Below are 11,741 nucleotides of genomic sequence, written 5' to 3'. Positions count from 1 at the left end.
CCAGCCTTGAACGTATGGCAAATGAGTTATAAGTCGCTCTGGCTGTGCAGTGGTGTTGGTGTGTGAGCAGCGTCGCTGTCCATGGAGCACTTGCAAACCACGTTGTTTGCCGCGTAGACTGCGCTCCGCAGCAGTCTGCCCTAAGGCGCTTCGATGAAATGGACTTAGGCGGCTTCGGCCGCAGATAAGAGCATGATTGGATACAAGAGGTGAAACGAACCACATCGCATTACGGGGCTCACTTAGATAAGTGCAGCGGATACTAGCGACCCGCTGCATCTGCAACGTATGCAGAGGTGCGCATCGTTTTTGCCATGCTGGCATTCAGCAGAAGAGCAAGGTCAGTGGAGCGATGAAAGCGAGAGCTCCACGCGGCCAGATCAATGGGGCGGCGCAAACGGCAGGAACAGGGCAAAGATCGTGCCGTTGCGGAGTGGCTGCTGTGAGGTGCGGACCATGAGCCGTCCGCGGTGCCGGTCGATAATCTCTTTCGAGATCCACAGCCCGAGCCCGGTGCCGCCGATGCCCTTGGTGGTGTAGAAGGCTTCGAAAACGCGCTCTGCCGTGCTGGCGGACATACCCGGGCCGGTGTCGGCGACGACGATGCGCATCCCCTGCCTCCCGGTGCGCCAGTCGGTGGCCTTGCGGCTGCGTAACAGCAGGCGGCCACCCAACGGATGCATGGCGTCGATGGCGTTGCCGATGAGATTGCTGAGCACCTGGCGGATTTCGCCGTCCATGCAGAGGATAGGGAAGTCCGGGCGCTTGCGCTGCTCCACGGCTATGTTGGAATTCACGAGCTTGCCCTGGTAGACGGAGAGCGCGCTGTCAATGAGTTCGGAGCAGCTGGCGGTCGACGGATTGGTGGACTGCTTGTGAAAGCGGAGTGTCTGGTTGGTGATGACCGAGACGCGCCTAAGTTCGCGCTCGGCGATCTCTACATACTCGCGCTGCACATCGTTCGTCATGGTGCGCAATAGGTACAGCAGGTTGGTGACCGACTCGAGTGGATTGTTGATCTCGTGAGCGATGGAGGACGCGAGCCTGCCCACTGCGGCGAGCTTTTCGCTTTGCAGCAGGGCTGCTTCCGAAAGCTTGCGCTCGGTCACATCCATGCTGATGCCGATCAGGCGATTGGGCATTCTCCCCGGAGAGAGAATGGCCCTGGCGTGCGCGTGGATCCAATGCACGGAGTTGTCGGGCCAGCAGACGCGAAACTCCGCCTGGAACTCGCCCGTGCCCTGCAGTGTCGCGTCGAGAGCGGCTGTAACGGCTTCGCGATCCTCCTCGTGTACATAGCCTGCAAGTTGTGAGAGGCAGGTAAGTTCCTCGGGTGGGCGGCCATAGATGATGGCACTGCCTTCGCTCCACAGGAAGCTTTCCGCGGCAACATCCCACTCCCACGATGCGATCTTGCTGTGCTGCTGCGCGAGCCGCAAACGCTCGCTGCTGTTGCGTAGTGCTTCATCCTTCTGCTTCTGCTCAGTGACATCTTCAACGATGGCGAGGATGCGACGGGCGGAGCCGGGCTGGCCCACGACGCGCCCCTTGGATCGGATCCAGCGAATGCCGTCGGCGCGCACGATGCGGTATTCGAGCTGGTACGGACGTATACCGGCGAGCGCTTCGTCGAAGTGGATGGCGGCGCGGTCGGCGTCTTCGGGATGGATGAACTGCAGCCAGTAGTCGATGGTGCCCTGCCGCACGGGAGCATTAAGGATGCGCTGCGTGGTGGCATCGGCGATCAGAACGCCCTGCTCGGTATCAAAGGACCACATGCCGAGCTCGGCAGATTCCATGGCGAGTTGCAGCTGCTCTTCCCGGCGGGTCAGTGTCTCTTCCGACTCCTTGCGACTGGTGATATCTAAGACGATGCCGAGGAATCGGACCGGTCCACCGTCAGGTGAGAGCGTGCAGCGGCCCTGCGCCTGCACCGAGCGCCAGGTTCCATCGGCACGGCGCAGCCTGTACTCGACCGAATACTCCTCGCCGGTACGCGTGGCATTGCGAAGCTTCTTCATGACCAGAGGCAGGTCTTCCGGGTGCATGTTGCGGGTAAACGCTTCAAGCGAAGTGCCGCTGCTGGCCTCCGCGGGATCGACGCCAAAAGCGAAAGCCAGGCCCTCATCGGCATAGAGCCGTTGGTTGGGCATGTCCCAGTCCCAGCTGCCCAGGTTGTTGGCAGCATGCAGCGCCATCTGGAGTCGCTCGGTGAGCAGCGCGCGCTCCTCCGCCTCGGCATGCTGCACGCTGACATCGCGGAAAAACACGACGATGCCGTCCTCGGCCGGCTGGACCTCGGTGCGGAGCCACACGTTGAGAGGCGCGGGGTAAAAGGCTTCGAAGAGACCGGGCAGCTTCTGGTCCATGGCGCGGTGGTAATGCTCCACAAAGGGCGAGCCGGCGAAGACGGCAGCGGGAAAACTTTCCCAGTGATTTTTCCCGAGCACATCGCCACTGGGCACGAGCATCTGCCTGGCACGCTCGTTGAGATAGGTGATGCGCCACTGGCGGTCGATGTAGGCGACACAGTCGGTGGTGACCGCAAGCACCTGGTTGAGGCGGGCAGCGGTGGCGTCACGCTCCTGCTGCAGGTGTTTCTGCCCGGTGATGTCGCGGAAGAAGATGATGATGCCATCGGCCGAGGGCATGGCCTGGATTGCGAGCCACATGTTGAGCGGCGCGGGATAGAACGCTTCGAAGCCGGAGGGTACCCCCTGATCCATGGCGCGATGGTAGTGCTCGACCCATGGAGAGCCGGGGAACAGGGAGTCGGGGAAACTCTCCCAGTGATTTTTGCCGAGCACGTCGCCGCTGGCACTTACGAGTTCGCGCGCGCGCCGGTTCAGGTAGCGCAGGTTCCATGCGCGGTCGAGCGTGGCGATGGCATCAGACGATGCGTCAAGGATCTCCGCCTGCCCGGGCGCTAATAACGACTGCGCTGCGGGGACTGGCAGAGAGGTGGGGTCGCCGTTCATTGCCCCTAGCTTGAGGGGCAGCCGCAGCAGTGTGCAAGAGTACCGGCGTGCGTGCGCGTCAGGGTGGGTGCAAACGGCACGACGTCGCGCACAGGCGCGCACACTCCCGCGCAGGTGAGGGTGCGGCCGACGGAAGCGATCGTCTCGGGACGTCTGGAATGATGGGGTTCAATTGTGCCAAGAAGGCAGTGCGGCCTTGCGCCAGGGCCTGCCGGGCCGTGAGCTAGCACGCTACACTTTGTTTGATCGCCCGCAATGCCAGATACGAGCGCTGTATGCCGGCGCGGGTCGGAAACAGGAAAGGAAACGACGTATGAACAGAACCAAACGCAATCGACGCTTCACAAACGCACGTGCCGCAGCATGCACCGCGCTGTGGGCCGCTACGCTGAGCGGGCCGGGTCTGCAGGCGCAGGAGCATCACGAGCAACTGCAGCAACTGGTAGAGTCGCTGCCCGTCGCGGACCGCGCGGTGATCGACAGGCTTGGAGATCTGAACAAGTTTGAGGCGAAGGAGTGGCATTATCACGCGGGTGACCTGCCGCACGCGGAGTCGACGAGTCTGGACGACGCAGGCTGGCAGGTGGTGCAGCCCGGGAGCGAAGCGCCCGCGGGTGCCGTGTGGTATCGCCGCTGGATCGAGGTACCGAAGAGCCTGCACGGGTACAGCCCGGCGGGCACCGTGATCTCGTTCCGCTTCGAGGCAGACGCCGAGCGCGACGTGACGCAGATTGTTTACTTCAACGGACGGCGGGTGGCGCTGGGCGCTGACCTGGAACCTGTGGTGTTGTTCGACCACGCCAAGCCGGGCGAACGCATCCTTGTGGCGGTGAAGCTGCTGCAGACGGACGGGCCGAAGAAATTTGTTAATGCGCGGCTGCACGTGGAGTACGCCGAGAACAGGCCAAGCCCCGGCGACCTGCGCGACGAGGCGTTGTCGGCACTCGCATTGATCCCGACGCTTTCGAAGGATCCGGCTGCCGATCGTAAGGTAGTGGACAAGGCACTCAGCGCGATCGACGTGCATGCGCTCGATGCATCGGCAGACGCTGTCACAGGCGCGGGGCAGGATCGTTTCGATGCTTCGCTGCGTACGGCTTCGCAGACGCTTGCCGCGCTGCGCCCGATGCTGCAGCAGGCGACGTTCCACGAGGTTGGCAACTCGCATATCGATGCAGCATGGCTGTGGCCGGCGACCGAGACCGTGGACGTGGTGCGGCGCACCTTCGGCACCGCGGCGCAGTTGCTCAACGAGTACCCGCAGTACACCTACACGCAGTCAGCCGCACAGTACAACGAGTGGATCGCGGAAAAGTATCCTGAGTTGAACGACCAGATCAAGCAGGAGATCAAGGCCGGCCGCTGGGAGATCGTCGGCGGCATGTGGGTTGAGCCTGACCTGAACCTGCCGGACGGCGAGTCGCTGGTGCGCTCGATCCTGATCGGTAAGCGCTTCTATATGAAGCAGTACGGCGTGGACGTGCATATCGGGTGGAATCCGGATTCGTTTGGCTATAACTGGCAGTTGCCGCAGATCTATAAGAAGTCGGGCATCGACACATTTGTGACGCAGAAGATGGAGTGGAACGACACCAACCAGTTGCCGTTCAAACTCTTCTGGTGGCAGTCGCCCGATGGCAGCAAGGTGCTGACGTACTTCCCGCATGGCTATGGCAACCAGTCGCTGGAGCCGCTGCGTCTTTCGACGGACTTTGCCACGGCCCGCAAGCAGGCGCCAGGGCTGCCCAGCATGCTGGACCTGTATGGTGTGGGCGACCATGGTGGAGGACCCACGCGCGCCATGCTCGACCAGGGCATGCATTGGGCAAAGCCAGAAGCTATCGCGCCGAAGATGGAGTTTGGCACGGCGGACAGCTACTTCAAGCAGGTGCGCCCGATGATTGCCGCCGACTCCAAAACGTGGAACTACGCTGCGCTTGGACAGGGCGCCGGCTATACCTATCCTGCTGCTCCTGCGGCTGGCGCGATCAACATTCCGACGTGGAATGACGAGTTGTACCTGGAGTACCACCGCGGGATTTACACCACGCAGGCCAAGCACAAAGAGAACATGCGCAACAGCGAGATCGAAACCCTCGACGCGGAGAAGTTTGCTTCGCTGGCATGGCTTGGCGGCAGTACGTACCCCACCGACACGTTTACCGATGCGTGGAAGAAGATTACGTTCAATGACTTCCACGACCTCGCCGCGGGTTCGGGTATTGGCGTGATCTATCGCGATGCGCAAAAAGAGTTCGACACGGTCCGCCAGGAAACAGGCGAGATCGCCGAGGCCTCTTTGAAGACGCTGGATGCGCAGGTGGATACGCGCGGCAAGCAGGGTGTGCCGGTGCTGGTGTGGAACCCGCTCGCCTGGAAGCGCTCGGAGGTCGTCAGCCTGGATGTGCAGATGCCCGAGGCGACGAGTGACGTGTCTGTTGTCGATGCGGATGGACACGTGGTGCCGTCGCAGATAATCGCCAGTGATGCCAAGACGAATGGCTTCCGGTTGCTGGCACGCGCCGAGGGAGTGCCTTCGCTTGGATACACGGTGCTGCACGTGGTGCCCGGCAAGCGCGACTTCGCAAGCGATATGAAAGCCGATGGGCTCACGATCGAGAACGACGCGGTGCGTGTGCGCGTCGACAAGGCGACGGGCTGCATCACGAGCCTGTTTGACAAGAAGGCGCAGTTCGAAACATTTGCGCCTGGTGGCTGCGGCAACGAGTTGCAGGCGTTCACCGATAAGCCGAAGGACTACGATGCGTGGAATATCGACCCCGGCACCTACGATGTGGCGCCGACGCTGATCCACAACGTGGACTCGGTGGAACTCGTAGAGCACTCGCCTATGCGCGCGGTGATTCGTGTGAAGCGTAAGTGGCAGGCCTCGAGCTTTACGCAGGAGATCGCGTTGTATGCCGGTGCGGACCACGCGCTGGTGACGACGGACGTGGACTGGCGCGAGCGGCACATCCTGCTCAAGGCAGCGTTCCCGCTGGCGGCTACGAGCGATCACGCGACGTACGAAATTCCGTACGGCTCGATCGAGCGACCCACGACGCGTAACAACAGCTTCGAGAAAGCGCGCTTCGAGGTGCCGGCGTTACGCTGGGCCGATGAAGGCGATGGGAAGCATGGCTTCAGCCTGCTGAACAACTCCAAGTATGGCTACGACGGCGTGGGCAACCTTCTGCGGCTTACGCTGCTGCGTTCGCCCACGTCGCCGGACGCTGAGGCAGACCAGGGCATGCAGCACTTCTCGTATGCGCTGTATCCGCACGCAGGCGACTGGAAGCAAGCGGCAACGGTCGAGCATGGCTACAACATGAACTATCCGTTGATGGCGACGCAGGTAGCGCCACACACGGGCAGCATGGCAGCCACGCATAGCTACGCGTCTGTGGATTCAGCCGACGTGATCGTCACCGCGATCAAGAAGGCCGAGGACAGCAACGCGCTGATCGTGCGTATGTACGAGTCCGCGGGCAAGGCTGCGCAGGTGCATGTGACGCTGCCGCCCGGTGCCACTGGCGCTTCCATCACCAACCTGATGGAGAACGAGAGTGGCGCTGCGGTGCCGGTCAGCGCGGGCGTTGCCAGTGTGTCCATTCACCCGTACGAGATCCTGTCGCTCAAGGTCGAGTACGCGCACTAAGAAGGGCTCTTCTGCTGCAAGACAAAAGCGGCCGCCCTGCGACAGGTGCGGCCACTTTGTTTTGGAGAGGAAAGGAATGGTACACGCGCGGCGTACCTGTGCGCAGGGTGCTCTTGACGCAGCGCGCACAACAGTGGCTGCAATCGCTCATTTCGCAACGCTGCCGCAGTGCTTCTGTGCTTCTGTGCGAGAGGGTTCGCGCGAAGCTGTCGTTCAGGGGTCGCGGTACTGGCGACGTCGAAGCTCACGCACTGCCTGCTCATGGCCCTGCAGCGCAGCCTGCCGGGTCCAGTGGCGCGACTGGGTGTAGTCCGGCTCAACGCCCTGGCCGATCGCGTAAAGATAGCCGAGCTGGAACTGTGCCTCGGCGTTGCCGTGCTCGGCTGCCTTGCGATACCAGGCAGCTGCCTCGGTGTAGCTGCGCGCTACGCCCTGGCCAAAGTAGTACAGGTCCGCGAGCTTCTGCTGGGCCTCCGGGAAGTTCTGGTGGGCAGCCAGGCGGTACCAGTGCGCTGCTTCCACGTCGCTCTGCGCAACGCCTTCGCCCTTGCGGTACATAAGGCCAAGGTTGTACTGGGCCCAGGCAAGCTGGCTGTATGCGGCGCGCTGGCACCACGCAAAGGCCTCCGCGTAGTCGCCGGCTGCGTAGTAGCGAAAGCTCAAGTTGGCCTGTGCGTAAGCATGTGCCTGCTCGGCGGCCTTGCGCTCCCAGTGGGCAGCCTGGGCATCGTCCTGCGGCACGCCCTTGCCCTGGTCGTACAGGGTGCTGAGCAGGTACTGCGACTCGGCGTGGCCGTCTCCGGCAGCGAGCGCAAAGCTTGCCGCGGCTTCGGCGAAGCTACCGGCGTTGTACAGGGCCGCGGCCTGTGCGTAGTGCGCGTTTGCCGCGGCACTGGCAGCATCGCGACGCCCGCGCGCAAAGATGCCGGAGCGCGCGGAGTGCAGCGAAAGCCCCGCACCCGTGGCGACATGCTGCAGGCCCGGCGTGGTGTTCGACTCGGAGTTATCGGCCATGGGCACGGATCTGGCGGTCAATGCGTTCGAAGCGATGCTGGGCGTCGGCGATCTGCTCGCGCAGGTTGGCAGCCAGCTCGATAAGCAGGTCGCGATGCTCGCGGGCGGCGGCCTCGGCGTCGAGGTGCAGCTGGGCGATCTCGCCGGCAAGCAGTGTGTGCCGCTCGGCTTCAAGATTGTGGATGTCGCGCTCCGCGTGCTGTACCTGGCGCGTGAGCCGCACAAGCTCGGCTTCAGTGCCTTCGCCGGCGATCGTGGCGTTGATCTCGCGGTAATCGTCCAGCAATGCCTGCAGGGCGTCGGCGTCGCCCCGTCGGTAGGCCTGGTTGGCGCGCGCCATCAGCAGCGTAAAGTACGTGCGCTCGGCGTCGTCACGCGCAAAGTCAGGATGGATGCGCTTGGCAACATCGCGGAAGAGGGTCTTGAGGCTAGGCGGTGGATCGAACTCCTCGGCTTCGATCGCGTGGCCAAAGGCAGCGTCATGCGTTTCCTGCGCGCGCTGGCGGACCTCCTTCGCATGTTGCCGGGCGGATTCTGACTCGTACAGATCGACCTCGCGCTCGGCAATGCGGGCTTCCAGTTCGTCGAGCTCTGCATAGAGCACGCCTACCTGGCGCAGATACCTGCCTTCGAACGAGGTGAGCTGGGCGCGCAACTGGGCAAGCTCCGCCTCGCGTTCAGCAAGCGTGGTGCGAACGGTGGCAAGGTGCGCGCGCTTGTGCAGGAGTACAGCGGGCGTTGGCTGGAGGATGATCTCGGCTGGCATGCGGCGGCTCGTAGGCAGAGCTTGTAGTTTAACGGAGCGCGAGCCCTCGCTGGAAGATCCGATGCGGATCGTACAAAAGCAAGAGGCAGCGCTGCCTCTTGCCAGGGGAGCGCTGCCTCAATCTGTTTGCCGCACCCAAACTATGCATGGACGCAATGACGCTACTTCGCGGTGGCCGCATCCTTGTCGACCTTGAAGCGGTAAGTCAGCTGGAAGTAGGCAAGCGTCAGCGGCGCGCGGTGGCTGGTGCTGGTCATCACGTAGCCGGGGAAGAAGTGACCCAGGCCGACGTTGGTCACGAGCGACTTATGGAAGATGTACTTCGCCGAGGCGTCGAATTCGCTGCCGATGCCGTCGTGCGCGAAGCCGGCGGTGGGTGCCGTTACAACGCTGGCCGCGCTGCTGCTGTACACGCCGTCGCGCGTGGAGGCCACGTGCAGCGAACTGCCCTGGAAGAGCAGCAGGAAGTTGGTTGAGGGCGCGAGCGAAAAGTTGAGCCGGTCCTGCTTGATGTTCTGGAAGCCGAACAGGTCAACCAGGCCGAAGGCATTGTGATTGGAGGGGTATTGCTGGTCGTAGGTGCCGATGCGCTGGGCATTGGTGTGAGGGTTGCCGGTGGCGTAGTCGTACTCGCCCTCGATGTGCGGCTTGAGCGGCACGGTACCGATCGCGTAGCCGCCGCGGATGATCGCGGCTCCGGCATGGATCGAGTCGTTGCTGTAGCTGCCGCGCTGCAGGTCGCCGGTGCCGGAGGAGTCAAAGCCGAAAGGCAGCTTGGTCTCATAGTAGCTGCCGAAAGTCACCTCGGTCTCGGTGCCGGCGATCTTCTGCTGGCTGGTCACGCGGGGCACGGCACGCACCAGCACGAAGGGGGCGATCGTGGTCTTGGGGACCACCGTGGTGAGGTTTGCTTCCACTCCGTGGAAGGTGAGCCCCGCCCCATGCGTGTCGAGGCTGGTTGGGTGCACAGTCACGACCGAGGTGCTGAAGATGTCGACGCGGTTCTTGTCGCCGACGCGCAGGTTGAAGCCATCCCAGGTGCGGCTGTTGTTGGTCCAGTCGCTGATACCCACCACGCGCTCGTCGCCGAACTTCAACTCCTGCCGCCCGGCGATGAACTGCAAAGGCTTGTAGTGGAAGTTGAGATAGCCCTGGCGCAGATCAAACACATCGCGTTGGTTGGCCGCAACGTCGCGCAGGGGCAAGCCAAGTGCATGCGTGTCCTGGAACTGCAGGTAGCCGGTGAGCCAGGAAAGCGGCCGCACCGTGAGGCCGCCGCGTGCGCGGGTCAGCACATACATGCGTTCTTTGTCGTTGACGTAGTTCAACGCGGTCTGGTCTTCGAGACGGCCCCGCAGCTCCATGTCGATCGACATCCAGCTGGGCAGCGTGTGCCACTGCAGCGGCTGCGGCACGCCTTCTTTCTTTGGGTACATCTCGCGCTGCGCAAGCGCCGGCAGTGCGGCGAGCAAGGCAAGCATGGCAGTCGCACAACGCAACATCGAGGGCATGGGGGAACCTTTCGGAATCAGGAAAAGTGAAAGGAGCCGGCCTGCGGCAGACTCCTTTCTTCACAGCGTGTTGCGGCAGCACTTACTCGGGCGTGATCACGGCTTCCTTCTTGTTGATCTTGCCGAGGAACTCTTCGCCTGTGCCGAGGTGCTCATTCACCAGCCGCGAAGGCGTGTGCGCGAGCCACTCGCCAAGCGAGATGTCCTGGTACTCGGGCGTCGGGAAGATCTCCAGGAAGACCAGGTCCGTATCGCCGGTGTTCTCGATGTAGTGCGGAGCCGACTTGTCGATGTAGCCGACGTCGCCCGCGTGGAAGTCCATGGTGCGTGCGTGACCACCGGCGGCAAACACCGTCATGCGGCCCGTGCCCTTGACGTAGTACTGCCACTCGTCTTCGTTGGGGTGCCAGTGCAGCTCACGCAGGCCGCCGGGCTTGAGCGTCACGATGGCCGCCGCGATATTGCTGGCCGGGAAGTTCTTGCGATCGACGATCTTGACGCTGCCGCCTGCCGTGACCTTGGTGGGCTGCATCTTGCCGGTGAAGAACGCGAAGCTGTTCGGCACGGGCCCGGTCTGTGCATAGACCTGCTTCTTTTCCTCAGCGAGCGGCCGAGGCAGGTCGCGCTGGAAGATGAAGAGTTCACGCTTCGGCACATTGGCAAATGTTTCTTCCGTGGTTGCGAAGTTCTTCGCCAGCACGCTCTTGGGCGTGTGGTGGAGCCAGTCGGTGAGCAGGAAGGTTTCAAACTCGTTGAAGTTGCCATCGTCGAACGCCAGCAGGAACTGGCAGCCATCGGGGCCGAGACCCTGGATGGAGTGTGGAATGCCGCCGGGGAAGATCCAGAGATCGCCCTCGTTCACGTCTTCCACAAATGCGCGGCCCTGCTGGTCCACAGCGGTGATGCGTGCGCTGCCGGCCGTCATAAAGGCCCATTCCGCACCTACGTGCCAGTGCAGCTCGCGAATGCCGCCCGAGACCAGGCGCATCTCTACGCCGGCCATCTTCTTCGAGATCGGCAGATCGCGCACCGTGACCTGGCGCGTCCACCCGCCTTCTTCAATGCGCTTGTGCGCAAACGAGAACGGGTACTTGAACGGAGGCTGACCGCCCGAGTCCGTCATCGGCGGATATGCCGAGTCCATCTCCATCGCGTCGAGTGCCTTGGTGTCAGGCCCGGGCTGACGCTCGTTTACGCCGGTGTGCGTGTCGCCGTTTTTATCCGCAGACTGCTGTGCGGCTGCCACCAACGGCAGGCTTGCTGCAGCGGCCAACAAAGCGGAGCTACGCTCCAGGAATCGACGCCGGCTCAGACCGTCGTTGCTGTTCTGCTCTTCCATGCTGCTGTCCTCTTTCCACAACCCACACCAGAAACGGTCTTTCTGTTGGCTTGGCGGTGAGCGTGCTTGTTACTAGATGATAAATGGAAGCCTTGGCAATATCTGTTCCTGGCCTTCATCCTGCGATACGGTGCGGCGGGTTCTCGCAGCTAACAGACGTGGAAGATTATGCGTCTGCCGCTGTTACTTAGCCAACATACTTCCGGTGTCGGTAGGCTGAAGGAGCTTTCGCTCGCAATAGTAACCCGGAAAATCATTTCAGATCGCTCAATATGCCATAACGGCGCTTCACTTCCGGTGGTCACCACGGCGGCCGAGCGGGCGGGGCTGAGGCTGGAGCAGGAAGGCCGCACTGCTTCGCCCAGCGCGTCTTTGGCGGAATGACAACGGCGCAAAGAGCACGCGGTCAAGCCTGAGCGTCCAGCATCGCGTCCCGGACTCACTTGCTATCGGAAATCGAGTTCTGCATCCGCGC

The 11,741-nt window shown here is 62.6% G+C and carries 6 protein-coding genes; 1 reads left to right on the top strand and 5 read right to left on the bottom strand.

The window, feature by feature from the left end; genetic code table 11:
* Positions 1 to 380 precede the first annotated feature (380 nt).
* Positions 381 to 2,978, bottom strand: coding sequence for a PAS domain-containing protein (locus tag D1Y84_RS06980; protein WP_124847873.1), 2,598 nt, complete (start codon positions 2,976 to 2,978; stop codon positions 381 to 383).
* A gap of 313 nt (positions 2,979 to 3,291) precedes the next feature.
* Here D1Y84_RS06980 and D1Y84_RS06975 point away from each other — a divergent pair, with 313 nt between their 5' ends.
* Positions 3,292 to 6,636: a glycoside hydrolase family 38 C-terminal domain-containing protein gene (locus D1Y84_RS06975; protein WP_124847872.1), complete on the top strand. Its 3,345-nt coding sequence runs from the start codon at positions 3,292 to 3,294 to the stop codon at positions 6,634 to 6,636.
* A gap of 213 nt (positions 6,637 to 6,849) precedes the next feature.
* Here the strand turns inward: D1Y84_RS06975 and D1Y84_RS06970 are convergent, their stop codons facing one another.
* The 4 genes from D1Y84_RS06970 to D1Y84_RS06955 all read right to left on the bottom strand — a co-directional run bounded on the left by D1Y84_RS06970 (position 6,850) and on the right by D1Y84_RS06955 (position 11,266).
* Entirely contained in the window at positions 6,850 to 7,671 is an 822-nt protein-coding gene (locus D1Y84_RS06970; RefSeq protein ID WP_233581216.1) for a tetratricopeptide repeat protein, read from the bottom strand.
* Positions 7,640 to 8,416 (bottom strand): hypothetical protein, encoded by a 777-nt coding sequence (locus D1Y84_RS06965; RefSeq protein WP_124847870.1) that lies wholly within the window; start codon positions 8,414 to 8,416, stop codon positions 7,640 to 7,642. The genes D1Y84_RS06970 and D1Y84_RS06965 overlap by 32 nt, the downstream gene beginning before the upstream one ends.
* A 161-nt stretch (positions 8,417 to 8,577) precedes the next feature.
* Positions 8,578 to 9,927 (bottom strand): alginate export family protein, encoded by a 1,350-nt coding sequence (locus tag D1Y84_RS06960; RefSeq protein ID WP_233581214.1) that lies wholly within the window; start codon positions 9,925 to 9,927, stop codon positions 8,578 to 8,580.
* Positions 9,928 to 10,009: 82 nt separating this feature from the next.
* Positions 10,010 to 11,266 (bottom strand): cupin domain-containing protein, encoded by a 1,257-nt coding sequence (locus D1Y84_RS06955; protein WP_124847869.1) that lies wholly within the window; start codon positions 11,264 to 11,266, stop codon positions 10,010 to 10,012.
* Positions 11,267 to 11,741 lie beyond the last annotated feature (475 nt).

Origin of the sequence: Acidipila sp. EB88, from assembly GCF_003858395.1 — a bacterium.
Classification (GTDB): Bacteria; Acidobacteriota; Terriglobia; order Terriglobales; family Acidobacteriaceae; genus EB88.
Note: the sequence above shows the minus strand (reverse complement) of the source record. Positions and strands in the feature narration are given on the sequence as shown.